At 63.7% G+C, this 15,003-nt stretch carries 21 protein-coding genes; 7 read left to right on the plus strand and 14 right to left on the minus strand.

Going from position 1 to position 15,003, the window contains the following annotated elements; translation table 11 throughout:
- Positions 1-207: 207 nt before the first annotated feature.
- The 10 genes from EJ068_RS27590 to EJ068_RS27635 all read right to left on the minus strand — a co-directional run bounded on the left by EJ068_RS27590 (position 208) and on the right by EJ068_RS27635 (position 8,876).
- Positions 208-531, minus strand: a complete 324-nt coding sequence (locus EJ068_RS27590; RefSeq protein ID WP_127251809.1) for a DUF2934 domain-containing protein — start codon at positions 529-531, stop codon at positions 208-210.
- A 78-nt stretch (positions 532-609) separates the two neighbouring features.
- The gene (locus EJ068_RS27595; protein WP_127386294.1) at positions 610-1,719 is read right to left on the minus strand and encodes a mandelate racemase/muconate lactonizing enzyme family protein; all 1,110 of its coding nucleotides are present in this window, start codon (positions 1,717-1,719) and stop codon (positions 610-612) included.
- 54 nt (positions 1,720-1,773) lie between these two features.
- Entirely contained in the window at positions 1,774-4,212 is a 2,439-nt protein-coding gene (locus tag EJ068_RS27600; protein ID WP_127251807.1) for an FAD-dependent oxidoreductase, read from the minus strand.
- A 135-nt stretch (positions 4,213-4,347) separates the two neighbouring features.
- Positions 4,348-5,346, minus strand: coding sequence for a L,D-transpeptidase (locus EJ068_RS27605; RefSeq protein ID WP_129554939.1), 999 nt, complete (start codon positions 5,344-5,346; stop codon positions 4,348-4,350).
- A 336-nt stretch (positions 5,347-5,682) separates the two neighbouring features.
- Positions 5,683-5,967 (minus strand): DUF982 domain-containing protein, encoded by a 285-nt coding sequence (locus EJ068_RS27610; protein WP_129554940.1) that lies wholly within the window; start codon positions 5,965-5,967, stop codon positions 5,683-5,685.
- Positions 5,968-5,995: 28 nt separating this feature from the next.
- Positions 5,996-6,298, minus strand: coding sequence for a DUF982 domain-containing protein (locus EJ068_RS27615; protein ID WP_126078067.1), 303 nt, complete (start codon positions 6,296-6,298; stop codon positions 5,996-5,998).
- 199 nt (positions 6,299-6,497) lie between these two features.
- Complete coding sequence (locus EJ068_RS27620) at positions 6,498-6,725, minus strand: hypothetical protein (RefSeq protein WP_127251804.1); 228 nt, start codon at positions 6,723-6,725, stop codon at positions 6,498-6,500.
- Positions 6,726-6,869: 144 nt separating this feature from the next.
- The gene (locus EJ068_RS27625) at positions 6,870-7,070 is read right to left on the minus strand and encodes a hypothetical protein (protein ID WP_127251803.1); all 201 of its coding nucleotides are present in this window, start codon (positions 7,068-7,070) and stop codon (positions 6,870-6,872) included.
- An 86-nt stretch (positions 7,071-7,156) separates the two neighbouring features.
- On the minus strand, positions 7,157-7,360 hold the full coding sequence (locus EJ068_RS27630) for a hypothetical protein (RefSeq protein WP_189342151.1): 204 nt from the start codon (positions 7,358-7,360) through the stop codon (positions 7,157-7,159).
- A 175-nt stretch (positions 7,361-7,535) separates the two neighbouring features.
- Positions 7,536-8,876 (minus strand): phospholipase D-like domain-containing protein, encoded by a 1,341-nt coding sequence (locus tag EJ068_RS27635; protein ID WP_127251802.1) that lies wholly within the window; start codon positions 8,874-8,876, stop codon positions 7,536-7,538.
- A 161-nt stretch (positions 8,877-9,037) separates the two neighbouring features.
- Between EJ068_RS27635 and EJ068_RS27640 the strand changes: the two genes are divergently transcribed.
- Positions 9,038-9,349: a DUF768 domain-containing protein gene (locus EJ068_RS27640; protein ID WP_145964952.1), complete on the plus strand. Its 312-nt coding sequence runs from the start codon at positions 9,038-9,040 to the stop codon at positions 9,347-9,349.
- A gap of 50 nt (positions 9,350-9,399) precedes the next feature.
- Positions 9,400-9,684 carry a hypothetical protein gene (locus tag EJ068_RS27645; RefSeq protein WP_127251814.1) on the plus strand — a complete coding sequence of 95 codons (285 nt, stop codon included), beginning with the start codon at positions 9,400-9,402 and terminating at the stop codon, positions 9,682-9,684.
- 75 nt (positions 9,685-9,759) lie between these two features.
- On the opposite strand, the gene EJ068_RS27650 is transcribed toward EJ068_RS27645, so the two are convergent.
- From EJ068_RS27650 to EJ068_RS27660, 3 genes are all read right to left on the minus strand, one after another.
- Positions 9,760-9,960 (minus strand): hypothetical protein, encoded by a 201-nt coding sequence (locus EJ068_RS27650; protein ID WP_127251800.1) that lies wholly within the window; start codon positions 9,958-9,960, stop codon positions 9,760-9,762.
- Between the two features lie 245 nt (positions 9,961-10,205).
- Complete coding sequence (locus EJ068_RS27655; protein ID WP_126061615.1) at positions 10,206-10,499, minus strand: GYD domain-containing protein; 294 nt, start codon at positions 10,497-10,499, stop codon at positions 10,206-10,208.
- Between the two features lie 202 nt (positions 10,500-10,701).
- A complete protein-coding gene (locus EJ068_RS27660) occupies positions 10,702-11,589 on the minus strand; it encodes a transcriptional regulator GcvA (protein ID WP_127251799.1) in 888 nt (295 codons plus the stop codon).
- A gap of 124 nt (positions 11,590-11,713) precedes the next feature.
- Here EJ068_RS27660 and EJ068_RS27665 point away from each other — a divergent pair, with 124 nt between their 5' ends.
- From EJ068_RS27665 to EJ068_RS27680, 4 genes are all read left to right on the plus strand, one after another.
- Positions 11,714-12,175, plus strand: coding sequence for a VOC family protein (locus EJ068_RS27665; RefSeq protein ID WP_128315019.1), 462 nt, complete (start codon positions 11,714-11,716; stop codon positions 12,173-12,175).
- Between the two features lie 35 nt (positions 12,176-12,210).
- Positions 12,211-12,939, plus strand: a complete 729-nt coding sequence (locus EJ068_RS27670) for an SDR family oxidoreductase (protein WP_127251797.1) — start codon at positions 12,211-12,213, stop codon at positions 12,937-12,939.
- A 127-nt stretch (positions 12,940-13,066) separates the two neighbouring features.
- Positions 13,067-13,432 (plus strand): hypothetical protein, encoded by a 366-nt coding sequence (locus EJ068_RS27675; RefSeq protein ID WP_126078058.1) that lies wholly within the window; start codon positions 13,067-13,069, stop codon positions 13,430-13,432.
- A gap of 138 nt (positions 13,433-13,570) precedes the next feature.
- Positions 13,571-14,107: a cupin gene (locus tag EJ068_RS27680; RefSeq protein ID WP_127251796.1), complete on the plus strand. Its 537-nt coding sequence runs from the start codon at positions 13,571-13,573 to the stop codon at positions 14,105-14,107.
- 19 nt (positions 14,108-14,126) lie between these two features.
- Here the strand turns inward: EJ068_RS27680 and EJ068_RS27685 are convergent, their stop codons facing one another.
- The gene (locus EJ068_RS27685) at positions 14,127-14,486 is read right to left on the minus strand and encodes a hypothetical protein (protein ID WP_126078056.1); all 360 of its coding nucleotides are present in this window, start codon (positions 14,484-14,486) and stop codon (positions 14,127-14,129) included.
- A 196-nt stretch (positions 14,487-14,682) separates the two neighbouring features.
- On the opposite strand from EJ068_RS27685, the gene EJ068_RS27690 reads away from it, so the two are divergent.
- Positions 14,683-14,997, plus strand: a complete 315-nt coding sequence (locus tag EJ068_RS27690; RefSeq protein WP_126083438.1) for an EthD family reductase — start codon at positions 14,683-14,685, stop codon at positions 14,995-14,997.
- Positions 14,998-15,003 lie beyond the last annotated feature (6 nt).

The following is a 15,003-nucleotide window of genomic DNA, read 5'->3' on the forward strand; positions in this document are numbered from 1 at the left end:
GTGTACAGGAGGAACCGTCGATGCGGCCGAGGGTTCCGCCGATGGAGCGAAAAGCGAGCGCTGCTCAGCGAAGCGCTGGCCATCCCATCACGAGGATGAGGACGAGCGCGACCAGCGCGCTTGAGAGCGCACGCCGGGCGCGGGCGCCGGGGGCGTGTCCTGGGCATGCCCGTGGTTCTCACCGCGGATAGGTTGGTTGCCGGCTCGTCAGCTGCCTCGCTTCGCCTTGAGACTCCGCGCCGCCTCCTCGATCGCCGCGCGATCGTTGCCCAGTCGGTCGAGCAGCTCCTGCGCCTCCTCGCCCGAAATGCCTGTGTGCATGGCAAGCGCCTCCACCGTCAGCACATCCGCGCTGTCGATCTCGCGCGTTTCGGGCAGCGCGTCATCCGCAGTCAGCGGCAGGGCGGCCTCGCGGTCGATCTCCATCTCGGCCTGTTGCCAGTGCCGTTCGTGATTGCCGAGGATGCCGCCCTCGCGTTGAAAGATCTCATAGGCGCGCTGCCTGATCTTCTCGGTCCGATCGTCGTCCATCGCCGTTCCTCCTTGCGTGTCACAAGAACGCGGGACAGGGCGGAACGATCCGTATCGTTCACGAAGTGATCGACCGACCTACGGCCTGTAAATCGCGACCGGCTTGCCGAACATGCCGGGCTCGGGTTTCACGCCCAGCCCCGGCCGCTGCGGCACGGCGATGTGGCCTTGCCTGATGACGACCGGCTGCTCCTGGTCGAAATGGCCCTTGATATATTCCTGGGCGATCCAGGCGCCTTCCATGCGGCGGGGCTCGACGGTGGCGGCAAGATGCACGCAGGCCGCCGCGATGACGTCGCCGCCCCAGGCGTCGTCGCAGCTATGCGGCAGCGAGCGGATGGCGCAGAGGTCGCGCACCGTGGTCATCCTGGTCAGGCCGCCGAGGCGCGTGACCTTGAAGCCGAAGCCGTCCGCGATGCCGAGCGAGATCGCTCTCAGCACCGCGTTCTGGTCCTCGGTGCTCTCGTCGAGATAGACCGGGTGCGTGAGGCGGCCTTTCAGCGTCGCGATCTCGTCCATCGTGTTGCAGGGCTGCTCGAAGACAAAGGGGATCGCCTGGCAGAGCCGGTCGAGATGGAGCGCGGCGGCCACTGTCAGGCCCCGGTTGCCGTCGACTGCCAGCCGGGCCTTGTAGCCGACCGCTTCCCAGACCTTGCGCACAACGGCCACGTCCTCTTCCAAATCGCGCCCGCCGATCTTCACTTGCAGGCGCGGATAGCCGGCCTTCACCTTGTCGGCGGCGATCCGCGCTGTCTCCTCCGGCGCCCCGACGATCAGCGAATAATAGGCCGGCACCCGGTCGGTCAGCGCCCCGCCCAACAGCGTCGAGACCGGCACGCCGAGCTTTTGTCCGAGCAGGTCGAGAAAAGCCATGTCGAAGGCGGCCTTGGCATAGCCGTGGCCGTTCAGCCGCTCGTCCATCCGCTTCGCAAGCAGCCGGATCGAGGCGATCTCCGCGCCGATCAGTCCAGGCGCGATCTCGGCGATCGCGGCGCGGGCGCCCAGCGCATGATGCGGCTGGTAGACCGGGCCGATCGGGCAGGTCTCGCCCCAGCCTGCGAGCCCCTCATCGGTGACGATCTCGACCAGCGTTGAGTCCAGCGCCTCCACATCGGCGCTGGCCATGCGGTAGACGCCGCCTCTGACCGGCAATTGGGCCGAATAGACGTTGATCCGCTCGATGCGCATACGGGCTTCCCTCCGAAGGACAGGTCGGCAACGGGCCTTTGCAGGCCCCGCCTGTTACATCCGCGCCCTGGCCGAGGTCGGATCGTAAGGCGAGTCCGCAATGACCTCGACGACCTTCCAGTCGCCCAGGATCGCGACGTCGAGCTTGGTGCCGGGCCTGGCAAAACGCTCGGGCAGCAGCGCCAGCGCCACGTCATGTCCGACCGCGTAGCCATAGCCGCCCGACGTGATGCGCCCGACCAGCTTGCCGTCGCTGTAGAGCCCCTCATTGGCAAAGGTGCTGGCGCCGTCGGTGTCGATCCTGAGCGTTACCGAGCGACGCTGGTCGTTGCGCTCCTTGTATTTCAGCACCGCGTCGCGTCCGACGAAATCGCCCTTGTCGAGGCGGATGAAGCGCTCCAGCCCGCTCTCCAGTGCGTTGAGCTCCGGGTTCATGTCGCGATACATGGCGCGATAGGATTTCTCGAGCCTGAGCGACTCCAGCGCATGCAGCCCGACCAGCCGCATGCCGTGCTTTTCGCCCTCTCTCAGGATCGCGTCGAGCAACTGCCTCTGGTAGGGCAGGGGGTGGTAGAGCTCCCAGCCGAGCTCGCCCTCATAGTTGACGCGCACCAGCCGGACGTCGCTGGCGAGAGCCACGCTGCCGGTCTTGACGCCGAACCAGGGGAAGCTTTCGTTGGAAAGGTCGATCTCGGTCAGCGGCTGCAGCACTTCGCGCGCTTTGGGGCCGACAACGGTAAAGCAGCCGCGGTCGTTGGTGACGTTTCTCAGGCTCACGCTGCCGTCGGCAAGCAGCAGCCTGGACAGATCGTCGAAATTCCAGCGCTCGGCGCGCGGCGTCGAGATCAGGTAGAACAGATCCTCGCCAAGACGCGCCACCATGTACTCCGCCTGCACGCCGCCATTGGCCGTCAGATGGTGCGCCAGCGTCACCTTGCCGACTGAGGGCAAGCGGTTGGCGATGAGCCGGTCCATCCATCGGGCGGCATTCGGCCCCGACACCTCGAACTTGGTCATGGGAGTCATCTCGACCAGGCCGACAGCGTTGCGCACTGCCAGCACCTCCTCGCCCACGAGATTTCCCTTGGGCGTCCAGCGCCAGCTATACTGGTCCTTGGCCTCGACCCCGTCGCGCGCGAACCAGTTGGGCATCTCCCAGCCGTTGAGCACGCCCCAGACCGCGCCGAGCTCCGTCAGCCGGTCATAGGAAGGCGCGGTCTTCTGCGGCCGTGCTGCAGGCATGTCCTGCCCCGGATATTTCTGCTCGGCATGGGTGCCCCAGGCCTCTCGCACCTTCTGGCGCGTCCATTCCTTGTTGGCGTAGTCGCCGAAGCGGCGCGGATCGAGATCGGACGTGTCGAGGCTGTTGCCGCCTTCGACGATCCGCTCCGACAGATAATAGCCTATTGTCCCGCCCCACAGGATTCCGCCCGGCACGCCTTCGGCGAGCCAGACATTGGGCAGGCCCCAGGCCGGTCCCATCAAGGGCAGCTCGTCGGCCGTCATCTGGAAGGGCCCGCGCACATTGGCCTTGATGCCGACGCGCCCGAGCGCCGGGACCAGCCGCAAGGCCTGCTCCCAGTTCCACGACACCGCCTCGAAATCCTCTTCCAGCAGGTCGGCGCCGAACCAGGCGGGAACGCCGTCCTCGGCGAACAGCTTGAGGTGCTCGGCGCGCTCATAGGGCCCGAACATCAGCCCGTCGCCTTCCTCGCGCAGATAGCCTTCGAAACCCTCGTCGCGCAGGATCGGCATTTCGGGCCGCCCGGCGCGCTTGCGCTCCACCACTTCCGGCACCGCTTCGGTGATCCAGTACTGGTGCAGGATCGGGATCGCCGGGATGTCGAGGCCGAGCAACGCGCCGGTCTGGCGCGCGTAGTTGCCGGTGGCGCAAATCACATGCTCGCAGGTGATGTCGCCCTTGTTCGTCTGGACGAGCCACTCGCCGCCGGCGGTCCGCTTGAAACCGGTGACCTCGGTGTTGAGATAGACTTTTGCCCCAAGATCGCGCGCGCCCTTGGCCATGGCGTGCGTCACGTCGGCCGGCGCGATATGGCCGTCGTCAGGATGGTAGAGCGCGCCCAGCATCTCCTTGTTGTCGAGCAGCGGCCAGAGCTTTCGCGCCTCGTCGGGCGTGAGCAATTGCGCCCGCATGCCTTGCACCTCGGCGACGCTCATATAGCTCTTATATTCGTCGAGCCGGTCGCGCGAATTGGCGATGCGCAGCTGCCCGCATTTGTGCCAGCCAACCGGCTGCCCGGTCTCGGCCTCCAGCCCCTCATAGATCTCAATCGTCTTGTTGATCATACGCCCGACATTGATGTTGCGGGCATAGGACGGGATCAGCCCCGCCGCGTGCCAGGTCGAGCCGGCGGTCAGTTGCGTGCGCTCCAGCAGCGCCACGTCGGTCCAGCCGCGCTTGGCGAGCCCATAGAGGATTCCCGCGCCGACGCAGCCCCCGCCGACAATCACCACCCGCGCATGTGTCTGCATCTAATCACCAGTTTTTCTACCGAGCCGAGAACAACCGCGGTCGAAGCTACAGGCGGTGATTGGCGCTGTAACGTCTTCAAAAATTAGGGGTCATGATAAGCTGGATTTATGCAGCAGCCTGCGGGCTGGCCGCAGTCACTGCGCCTGCCCGTCCTGCGCCGTCTCGTCCTTGAAGTCGACCTTCGTTCCCGGCTTGACCATGCCGGCGAGGTCCTCGGCGTCCCAGTTGGTCATCCGGATGCAGCCATGCGAGAAGGTGGTGCCGATCTTTCCCGGGTCTGGTGTGCCGTGGATGCCGTAGCTCTCGATCGAAAGATCGATCCACACCGATCCGACCGGATTGTTGGGCCCCTTGGCGATGGTGAAGGGATGCTTGGTCTTCACCCCCTTGAAGGCGAATTTCGGATTGTAGTGATAGGTCGGATTGTGCACCACGCGCTTGACCTCGGCCGCGCCGCTCGGCGCCGGTTTCTCCTCGCTGCCGATCGAGGCCGGATAGACGGCAATCGCCTTGCCCGACGCGTCGAGCGCGCGCACCTGGCGGGATGCCTTGTCGACCTCGACGCTGGCTATCTGTGAAGGTGGATCGCCGCGGCCGACATCGGGCACCACCAGGGCTGTGCCGGCCTTGCTGAACCCGGCTTTGGGATTGAGCATCCTCAGCAATTCTTCGCTGACATGAAACCGTTCCGCCAGCTTCTCCCGCGCGTTGCGATAACCCAGGCGCTTGAGATGCGCCATGCTCTCCATGCGGGCCGGGATACGCCTGGTGAAGGGGCCGCGCACATCCTTCGCGGTGGTCTCATAAGTTGCCAGCACCGGACCGGCGAAGGTCGCCGCGAGCTTGTCCCACGTCTCCCGCGTGAGCTTGCCGTCGGAGGGCAATTCGTTCGCTGCCTGGAAGGCCGCGAGCGCCTTGGTTAAGTTCTGCGACGCGCGGCCGTCGATCAGGCCGGGCGAGAAGCGGGCGCGATCCAGAAGCACCTGCGCCTTGAGCAGCATGGGGCTGACGCCTTTGGGCTCGCCTTCGCTGAATTGCGCTTGATTGACGGCGCCGGGCTCCAGCCTCCCTGCCTGCGCGACGCCGCACGCGAGCAAGAGCGCCACCCAGACGACAACAAGGAACCTGACCATCGACGTCACTCCACCGCGACAAGGACCTGTCTCTATGACGCGGCACGTCCGATCTGGTTCCTGTCGCGGGCAGCGCGCGAAGGTCATCGTGAATGTGCGCTTTCCCGCATATACGTTTGAATTTTAAGCTGGAAAGCAGTTCCCATGAACGCGCATTGGTGGCATTATCGCATAAGGGCCTATGCATTGACCGATTAAATGGCCCCCAGTCCTGGTAACCGGCGGCTCCCCAACGCCCCCCGCCCATGCCGTCGGTTGCCTCCATTTCGGGATCAACTATCCAAGCTGGCTTCTTGTCGGAGGAAGGAGGCGGCGTTGCCCGCCGCCTCGGTCACATCAGACATGCTTCGGCCGCGCACTTCCCAGAATGGGGGGAATGGCGCCATCCTCGATGAGGATGTCCTTCTTGCGCGGGAAGGCGACGAAAACGCCCCTCGCTGTTTCCGCATCGACATCCCCGGCGAGGGCTGCCCTGCAGGCACGGATGGCCGGTTTTTGCTCGGGGCTGTTACCACACCAGTCGATGGCGAACTGATAGGCGTCCACGACGGTGTTCAACTGACGCGGAAATCCCAGTCCTACCCAGACGCGGATTGGTTTTTCGAACGGTTTGGCGAACATCGCAAAACTCCCTCGATCCGCAGCGATGCTAGGCGGTCAGCCCGCCGCCCTTGCGGCCTTGGCCGACCATCCAGGGCAAGGTGGTGCTCACGTCTTCATGGATTCTGGCGGATTTTGCGAAACCGCAAAATGCCTCTCTGGCGGCCGTCAGCGGAAAACCGCTGTCGAAGGCCCTCTGGCAAGCGCGCAGCGCCGTTTCATAGATCGGCCCGCGCCGGTTCTTCGGCCATTCATAGAGGAATTCCAGGGCGTCCTCGAGGCACGCGATCTCCTGGACAAGGCTGTTTCCGCTCTTGACGAAAACAGGGCTGTCGAACATCCGATCGTTCATAAGATCCTCCAAGTCGAACGAACAATTTGAGTTTGATAGGGGCGGGGACCGCGGCGGTCTGCGCCCGGCTTCGATATGGGTTTATGGGTTTGAAGCGTCAAGGACCTGGCGGATGCTCTCATGCCCCATTTCTCAGGCCCGATGTTCGGCGCGCCGAGCAGTCGATCAGCCGGCATCCGTGCCGCCGGCGGCGGCCTTCTCACCGACTGGAATTGAGCTTTTGGATACGTCCCTGGTCCAGCCGGAAAACGCCATCCGTGCCGCCTTGCTGCTCGAAGTCTGTTTGAAGCTCATCCCACGTGCCGAGATATTCGCCGCACTCGGCGCAGTGGATCGGCGTTGCGGGTTGGGCATCGGCTGGAATGTTCAAACGGATGACGCCGCAAAACGGGCATTCCAGTTTGTGGTCCAGATACTGGGTGGTCATGACCGTTCAGCATCGCGCAAACGGCATGCCCGTGCAAGCCGGCGGACTTCGACGAGCCGCTGGCGGCACCGCCTGCGAAACCGCAAGCCGCGAAGCGCCTTCACGGTCGCGCAAGCCGGTAGAACATGCGCCGCATTCCGCCGGTCACATACGACCTGAAGCGGACGCCTGAACACGCGCCCTTATGATCCGGGCTTCTCGCAAAAGCGACGGCCGGTCGCGCCCGACGGCCTTTATCAACCTCCTGGCTTGAGCATCGGAGATGCCGGTTTTTTGCTTCAGCAGAATGACGAGCTGCTTGTCGTCAATTCGCCCATGAGAACTGCCTTCACCGGGTTCAGTCATGTCGAGGATCCTCCTTGCAACCGAACTGGAAAAACCGTCGAAAGTTTCATCGCGGCCCTGCTTTGCCTGGCCGCTCCGCTGGGGCGTTATCTGCCCAGCGGTCTTCGCGACAGCTCAGCCAGCTCCCGCTCGTCGGTGATCCCCGCCATGTAGTTCGCGATGATGCGCAAGGCCCGCCGCTCGCGCTGCTCCTCGGTTTCGTCGGCGCCGGCGCTGAGTTCAAGGACGCGGCCAAGGAAGGTCACCTCGTCCGGCAGGAATGCGCCTTTCGACAGTCTCGTAATCGGCATTGTCTCCTCCTCCGTGCCCCAGACCAAAGGATGCCCGACCGGCGGACATGCTCGTGACACAACGGCCGCCGACCGGGCCTGCCAACCCCAAAGTTTTGGCACGACCATCCTGCATGTTTGTTGATGATCCGCTCTAACCCAGGTGAATCGTAGCGCGAAACTCTTCGTGTCGAACCTAAAGCTGCGTGTGCAGCTTGCTCGCAAGCCAATCGGTGACTTTCTCGGTCAGCGGACGCGCCTGCCACTCCGCCAGGGTGATCTGCCTCGACCGTTTCAGGTCCTCGTTGAACAAGTCGATCTGCGTCTGCGCAAAATCGCTGCCGTAGACATTGAGGCTGGCTTCGTCATTCAGGCGCAACGAGCGCTCGTCCAGGTTGGTGGAACCGAAGCTTGCCCAGACGTCATCGACGATGAGCAGTTTGGGATGATACATCGTCGGCTGAAACTCGTAGATGCGCACGCCCGCTTCGAGCAGTTCTCCCCAGAAGTGGCGCGAGCCTTTTCGCACGATGGGCACATCGGTCAGCGAATTGGGCACGATGACGTCGACGGCCACGCCTCGTTTCCTGGCGTCGAGTATCTGCTGCAGCGCGATTTCGTCCGGCACGAAGTAGGCCATGCCGATGCGCAGGTGATCCTTGGCCGCGGCGATCGCGGCCAGCATCATCAGCTCCATATCCTCGGAGCCGTTCGGTTGCGATGACAGGACCAGCTGGGCGCTAAGCGCGCCTGCGGGTTCGGGTGGCGGATAGAACTTCTCTCCTTGCAATGTTTCGCCCGCGGTCTCCAGCCAGTTCTCGGCGAAGGCCGCCTGGAACGCGCCCACCGAAGGCCCCTCAATCCGATAATGAGTGTCACGCCACTCGTTCGGATTGCGCGCATCGCCCAGCCAGTTGTCCGCGATGCCGACCCCGCCAGTGAACGCGACCCGCCCGTCCACGATGAGCAGTTTGCGGTGGGTCCGGTTGTTCACTCGGTCAAGCGTATACCAGTAGACAGGCCGGTAGCGCTGGAACCGCACCCCAGCGCCCGTCATGATGTGGATCAGGTTCTCGTCGAAGGGCAGGGAGCCAAGCCAGTCGACCAGCACTCGGACCTCGACGCCTTCGCGGGCTTTCGCGGCCAAGGCCGTGGCGAACTGATAGCCGACCGAGCCCGACCAATAAATGTAGGTCTCCATGTCGATGCTGGATCGGGCTACGCCGATCGCTTGCAGCATCGCAGGAAAAATCTCGTCGCCGTTGACGAGGGTTTGCACGGCGTTCTGCCCGGAGATCTGCCCTTGCGAATAGCTGCTCATGCTTTGCACGAATTGCGGATCCGCCGCGTCGAAGCGGTGCGGAACGATCGTGCGGATGACACGCGGCTCCGGGGTCAGGTTTACCGCGGCCAGCGTGACGACGGCAGCGGCGACCGCTACGGCGACATATTTGACGATGTCGAGCCAATAGCCGGCATTGCGCCCGGCAGCGAGTGTCTTGCTGGCCAGTAGCGCTCTAAAGCCCTGAGCCTTCACGTCTTTCGCCTGCGATCAGTTTATCCCAACAGCAAGAATGTTCGACCGTGATTCAGGTTCCCGGCTGGGCCTGCGCGGGCTCCGACCGGCGCTTCGTCAGCCGATCCCCGGCCCGCCGCTCACCATCGAGCGCGCGCTGCATCCTTTGCGACCAATCGGCGTTGAAGAAGATCATTCAAGGATGGTCTTGCATGGATATCAAGCTGGAACAGCCCGTAGCCGAAGCCTCGCCGGAGGCCGACATGCTCGTGAACAAAACGGCGCATTTCGTGGAGGAATGGATCAATGAGCATAAGGCCGAACCTCGGGTCGCGATGCCGGCCGAGATAGTCGCCGCCGAATTGGCCGACCAATGTATCGCCGACGCCGAAAGCCAAGGCATAGAGCCTGACGAGATCGACGAGGAAGTGGGCGACCTCAAGGAATATATCGCCGAGACCGTGCTGGAGGAGCAACGCGACGGCAGCGGATGATCATGGATCGATTGCGCCTGCGCCGCCCGCCGCTGGAAACGGAGAGACGAATGCCGAAATTCCGCTTTGAGTTTCTCGAAGCCGCGGCGCAGCCGCCGATCCACGTCGAGATGGAAAATCTCGAAACGGCGAAAGCCGAGGCTAAGCGGGCTGCGAAGGAAGCCATGCTCGACGGCATTGCCGCCGGGTCGGACCCGACATCCTGGGTGACCAAGATCTACGACGAGGCAGGCTACCTGGTGACGACCATCGAATTCCAGGATCTGGTGTCGGAACCCCAGCGGCCCGGTCAGGCGGACGAGGCCGGCGAGCCCGGCGTGATGCGCTCAGGTTGAGGCTTGATCCCACGCCGGCGGAACCGCTCGCATCGCCATCCTGGCCACGGCGATTTGCGCCAGGCCGTCACGAGCCTAGTCGTCGCCCTTGTAGGTTTTGGCGGCTTCCTCGATCTTGCGCCAATCATTGCCATAGCGCCGCACAAGTTCCCGCGCCTGCGCGGGTGACAGTCCCTGCGTCTCGACGACGTGCTTCACCTCCGTCTCTTCGCCCTTCAGCGGGCGCGAGCGCGGCCGTCTGGAGTGTCTGGCCGTCTCTCCATTTCGTCTCGGCATGGATGCCCCTCTCTCGGATCGGTATCAACCGCCGAGCCGAAGGAAGGTTTCCTGAGGCCGTGCGTCAGCCCGGGCCGATGCACAGGCCTCGCCGGCAGGGGTGAGCCGCACCAAGCGTCGCGCTCGAAGAGCTGCAACACCGAGCTGCTCCGCCACGCGTGAGGTCGAATTCGTAGGCGGCCTGCGCGCCGGGCACCCGGCCCGGCGCAGGCTTCGATCCGCCACGTGCGTTCGTTAGGTAACGGTCAGGCCATCCTTGCCAGTATCTTGGCCATATCCGCCGTATCGAACGCCCTCAGGGTCTCGGTTCTGATGTTGCCCATCGATGCGATTGATAGGCCCAGCGCAGTCGCGGCAATGTCGTCCTCCGCTTCGGCAACCGCCACGACATCATGCTTGCCCAGCGTCCACAACAAGGTGTGAATCTTGACCCCGCTTTTGCTGGCCATCTCCTTGAAAGCCTCGGCACGCTTCTGGGTGTCCTTTATGGTCCTGATACCCTGGTCGGTGAAGTTTGACAGCAATACGTAGTGAGCCATTGGTTTCCTCCCACAAGGGAAACGCGGGGCGCTCACGGCGCGTCCGCCGTTCCCAGGACCACAATAGCACGTGCCCACTCTACAAAGAAGCAATTGCTAATATATCGGCGTACAGGTTGGATTGCCGCAAGAGGCGCGAGTCAAGTGTCATGTCTCGAAGGCGGCACGCGCGTGCAAGGCGGTGTGTAGATGGCTGCGCTCATCAGCCCGGCTCGATCTCCGAAAACAGCCAGTCGCGAAACGCCTTGACCTTGCGCTGGCGGATCGCCTCCGGCGGATAGACCAGATAGAAGCTCGAGACCGCCTTCAGTGCGTGGTCGAACGGCCGCACCAGCCGGCCGGTGGCAAGGTCGGCGGAGACCAGCATGGTGCGGCCGAGCACCACGCCTTCGCCCTGGACGGCCGATTCTACCGCGAAGGTGGCGGAATCGAAGGTGAGCCCGCTGTTGGGATCGACGCCTTCGACGCCGGCGCTGGCCAGCCACGCCGCCCAGTCGATGCGGTAGCCGTCGCGGATCAGCGTGTGGTGCTTGAGGTCCTGCGGGTGCCTGAGCGGATGTGGCCCTTCCAGCAGCTTCGGGCTGCAGACGGGAAACACTTCCTCACCGGTGAGGAACTCCGACGTCAGCCCATGATAATGGCCGCCGCCATATCGTATAGCGACGTCGATGCCGTCGCCGCGGAAATTGGTCAGCCGGCCGGTGGTCGAGACGCGCACATCGATATCGCCATGCGCGCGGTGAAACCGGTAGAGCCGCGGCACCAGCCATTTTCCGGCAAACCCGTCCGACGTGCTGACATTGAGCGTCGAGCCGGAATGGCGCGAGGTCGCGGTCTGCGTCGCCAGCGCGAGCTGGTCGAGCGCCTCGCGCACCGCGACCGCATAAGGCTCGCCGACCGGTGTGAGCCGCACCGAGCGCGTCGCGCGCTCGAAGAGCTGCACGCCGAGCTGATCCTCCAGATGTTTTATCGCCCGGCTGATCGCGCCATGGGTGAGGTTGAGCTCGTCGGCAGCCCTGGAAAAATTCAAATGCCGTGCGGCGGCCTCGAAGGCCGGCAAGGCGTTGAGCGGCGGCAGTTTGCGGGTCATGGCGAAGCCATTTGTGAGTTATGGTAACAAATACTTGCCAAACTTTGGTTTGTCCATCGTGCTTTTTCCAGCCAAAAATCCTCACAGAACTTGTGATCAAAACTCACCAACGTGCGAGGACGCCATGGCCACCGTTCATCCTTTCCTCTGGTTCAATCTCGATGCCGAAGCCGCGCGGGATTTCTATCTCTCGGTCTTCAAGAACAGCCGCGCGCTCGGCGCGATCGAGTTCACCGACAAGCCGCACGCGATCTTCGACTTCGAGCTCGAAGGCCAGCGCTTTACCGCGCTCAATGCCGGCGGGGTGCCGCCTTTCAACGAGCGCATCTCGCTCTACATCGAGACTGGGGACCAGGAAGAGACCGACTATTTCTGGAACGCGCTGACCGCCGGCGGCGGCTCGGAACAGCCCTGCGGCTGGCTGAAGGACAAGTTCGGCGTCTATTGGCAGGTCATCCCGGGCGAAGCCTTGCGGCTGATGAACGATCCGGATCGCGCGAAGGCCGACCGGGGGCGCCAGGCGATGTATTCGATGAAGAAGATCATCCTCGCCGACATCGCCGCCGCCCACGCCGGCCGCGCCTGATTTTGAACCCATCCCTGGAAGAACGGAGAAAACCCATGACCAGTCTCACGGGAAAGAAGCTCATCATCGTCGGCGGCAGCTCGGGCATCGGCTTCGGCGTCGCTGCAGCCGCCCTGGAACACGGCGCGGAAGTCGTGATCGTCGGCCGCTCCGAGGACAAGCTGAAGGCCGCCGAAGAGCGGCTCGGGGCAGGACACGTGACAGGCATTGCCGCCGACATGGCGAACGAGGCGGACGTGTCCCGCATGTTCGAGCAAGCCGGCGCCTTCGATCATCTGGTGGCGACGGCCGGCACGCCGCCGCCCAATTTTCCGATCGGCGAGACCGACATGGATTTCGTGCGCGGCTTCGTCGACGGCAAGCTGATCGGGTCGGTGATGCTTGCCAAGCATGCTGTGCGCAAATTGAACAAAGGCGGCTCGATGATCTTCACCTCCGGCATCAACAAGGACCGCCCGCCGGTTCCGGGCGGCGCGGTGGTCGCGGCGGTCGCCGGTTCCTTCAGCTATTTCGCTCGCGCGCTGGCGCTGGAGCTCGCGCCCACCCGCGTCAACATCGTCTCGCCCGGCTGGGTCGACACCGAAATGTGGGACGAGATCGTCGGAGAAGCCAAGACAGGCTATTTCGGGCAGATGGGCGGCCGCATCCCGGCCGGCAGGATCGCCAGGCCCGCCGACATCGCGCCGGCCTATCTCTATCTCATGCAGAACGAATTCATGACCGGCGAGACCGTCCATATCGACGGCGGGCAGCGGCTGGTGTGATCGGAAAGGCCGGACTCTGTCCGAGGATCCGGCTCCGCCATCGCGGTCCCAAGGGCCGGGCCTCGCTTTCCGACCCCTTGTCGGGCAATGGCGTTTCTGGCGGAACGCTCATATACATGACGCTCGAATGAGCAGCGCCTCCGCCTCGTCGAGGAACGCCATGCGAAGGGTCATCGTCACCGTCATCTGCCTTGCCGCCGCGACAGGCGCCAACGGCCACGACTGGTACCAAAACAAGGTCGATCCGATAACGAACCTCAAATGCTGCGGCGGCACGGATTGCCGCCCCATACCGGAGTCCTCGGTGCAGTCCAGGGCGGACGGCGGCTATGTCTATCTGCCCGATGGCTTCAACATCCCGCGAGAGCGCGTGCAGGAATCGCCGGACGGCCGATACCATATCTGCGAGAACAGATACGTCATCACCAACCAGCCCTATCTGCGCTGCTTCTTCGCGCCGCGCCTCAAGGTCTCGCGGTTGCTTCCGCAGTAACCGCCGCCACCAGCTCTTTACGGTCACTGCTGATTACCGGCCCGTTGGGCGCGCCCAAGTCCATGCTGAAGACGTTGCTGACCGGAGCAAAGCGCGCTGCAAACCGTTAGACCCGACAGTGCTGCAGGAATGGCAAGGATGGCGCAACAAGTCAAAAAGCAGGAGCCTCTCGCCTTTCGCTTCGCCGATGACGGGCTGGTGCCCAATCATCCGCGATGGCCCATGCTTGTCTATCCCGGCGCGGTGCCGCTGCCGGACGACGTCGATCCGGCCGCGGTCTTCGAGGAGATTTTCGCCGCGAATGGCTGGGGCGACAGCTGGCGCAACGGCATCTACAGCTTCGTTCACTACCACTCGCGCATCCATGAGGTTTTGGGCATCGCGCGCGGCGCCGCCGAGGTGCGCTTCGGCGGTGACAAGGGCAAGGTGCTCGAGGTCGAGGCGGGCGACGTGGCGGTGCTGCCGGCAGGCACTGGCCACCAGCGCCTGTCCGGCTCGGCCGACCTCCTGGTGGTCGGCGCCTATCCGCCGTTCGGCACATATGATCTGTGCCGCAGCCCCGAGCAGCATGCCGAGGCGCTGCGCACGATCCCGGGGGTCCGCCGTCCCGACAAGGATCCGCTTTTTGGCAGCGACGGGCCGCTGCTGAAAGCGTGGAGTAAGTTGGCGGCCTGAACCGCAACGCGGCCGTCCCCTACGGATAATGCTCCTTCTTCGGCGCATAGATTGCCGGATTGAAATCCAGTTCTTTCGGCAGCGGCCGGCTTGAGCACTGCAGGTGCGTCTGCCTGGCAAGCAGCAGCCGCTGCTGCCGCTCATGCTCCTTCACTGCCGCCACCATCCCCATGCTGTAAGGTCCAAGCAGCACGCCCATGCCCCAGCCGGGATGGTCCTTCTCGCGCTGCGCATAGTCGGCTGCGGCGGCGCGGGCCTGCTGGCATCCCGGCGATGCCCATTTCGGATCCTGTTGCGACAGCGAGGCGCCATAGTCGGCTGGAGAGGACACGCATCCAGCCACACCCGCGCAGAGCGCGGCGATCACCGCATTTCTCATCCTTGAGTCCTCGCTAATTTAAGGCCGGAGAGACCACAGAATGCTTCTTCGCACAAGCGAGATGGCGGCAAAAGGAGAGAGCCGGACAACTGCTGTCGTCGTCCGTCGAGGCGTTCCCGAAATTTTTTCAACACCTCGTTCCGTTTCCACCCGCCGCTTCGTCCTTAACTCGTCCGCACCGAAAAGGAGAGCCGCAATGGCTGGAATGATCGTCATCTACAAGCAGCCAGCCGACGCGCAGGCGTTCGACAAGCACTATTTCGAGACGCATATACCGCTGGCCAAGAAGATACCGGGCTTGAGGAAATACGAAGTAAGCCGGGGGCCGATCACGGTGCTCGCCGGACCGTCTGACGTCTACCTGATCGGGACACTTCATTTCGACGATCTCGACGCGATGAAAAAAGGGATGGCGAGCCCGGAGGGAAAAGCGGCCGGCGCGGATCGCCGGCTCTACGCGCCTGATGGGTCGGGCGTTCAGATCTTCATTTTCGACAGCATGGAAATCTGAGCCCGC

It is taken from the genome of Mesorhizobium sp. M2A.F.Ca.ET.043.02.1.1 (genome assembly GCF_003952405.1).
Classification (GTDB): Bacteria; Pseudomonadota; Alphaproteobacteria; order Rhizobiales; family Rhizobiaceae; genus Mesorhizobium.

Coding starts and splice junctions, on each gene's coding strand:
- EJ068_RS27655 (WP_126061615.1), bottom strand. CDS start 10,499: ATGGCTCACTACGTATTGCTGTCAAACTTCACCGACCAGGGTATCAGG.
- EJ068_RS27670 (WP_127251797.1), top strand. CDS start 12,211: ATGACCAGTCTCACGGGAAAGAAGCTCATCATCGTCGGCGGCAGCTCG.
- EJ068_RS27595 (WP_127386294.1), bottom strand. CDS start 1,719: ATGCGCATCGAGCGGATCAACGTCTATTCGGCCCAATTGCCGGTCAGA.
- EJ068_RS27620 (WP_127251804.1), bottom strand. CDS start 6,725: ATGACCACCCAGTATCTGGACCACAAACTGGAATGCCCGTTTTGCGGC.
- EJ068_RS27645 (WP_127251814.1), top strand. CDS start 9,400: ATGCCGAAATTCCGCTTTGAGTTTCTCGAAGCCGCGGCGCAGCCGCCG.
- EJ068_RS27650 (WP_127251800.1), bottom strand. CDS start 9,960: ATGCCGAGACGAAATGGAGAGACGGCCAGACACTCCAGACGGCCGCGC.
- EJ068_RS27590 (WP_127251809.1), bottom strand. CDS start 531: ATGGACGACGATCGGACCGAGAAGATCAGGCAGCGCGCCTATGAGATC.
- EJ068_RS27665 (WP_128315019.1), top strand. CDS start 11,714: ATGGCCACCGTTCATCCTTTCCTCTGGTTCAATCTCGATGCCGAAGCC.
- EJ068_RS27610 (WP_129554940.1), bottom strand. CDS start 5,967: ATGTTCGCCAAACCGTTCGAAAAACCAATCCGCGTCTGGGTAGGACTG.
- EJ068_RS27660 (WP_127251799.1), bottom strand. CDS start 11,589: ATGACCCGCAAACTGCCGCCGCTCAACGCCTTGCCGGCCTTCGAGGCC.
- EJ068_RS27690 (WP_126083438.1), top strand. CDS start 14,683: ATGGCTGGAATGATCGTCATCTACAAGCAGCCAGCCGACGCGCAGGCG.
- EJ068_RS27675 (WP_126078058.1), top strand. CDS start 13,067: ATGAGCAGCGCCTCCGCCTCGTCGAGGAACGCCATGCGAAGGGTCATC.
- EJ068_RS27615 (WP_126078067.1), bottom strand. CDS start 6,298: ATGAACGATCGGATGTTCGACAGCCCTGTTTTCGTCAAGAGCGGAAAC.
- EJ068_RS27685 (WP_126078056.1), bottom strand. CDS start 14,486: ATGAGAAATGCGGTGATCGCCGCGCTCTGCGCGGGTGTGGCTGGATGC.
- EJ068_RS27605 (WP_129554939.1), bottom strand. CDS start 5,346: ATGGTCAGGTTCCTTGTTGTCGTCTGGGTGGCGCTCTTGCTCGCGTGC.
- EJ068_RS27680 (WP_127251796.1), top strand. CDS start 13,571: ATGGCGCAACAAGTCAAAAAGCAGGAGCCTCTCGCCTTTCGCTTCGCC.
- EJ068_RS27625 (WP_127251803.1), bottom strand. CDS start 7,070: ATGACTGAACCCGGTGAAGGCAGTTCTCATGGGCGAATTGACGACAAG.
- EJ068_RS27630 (WP_189342151.1), bottom strand. CDS start 7,360: ATGCCGATTACGAGACTGTCGAAAGGCGCATTCCTGCCGGACGAGGTG.
- EJ068_RS27600 (WP_127251807.1), bottom strand. CDS start 4,212: ATGCAGACACATGCGCGGGTGGTGATTGTCGGCGGGGGCTGCGTCGGC.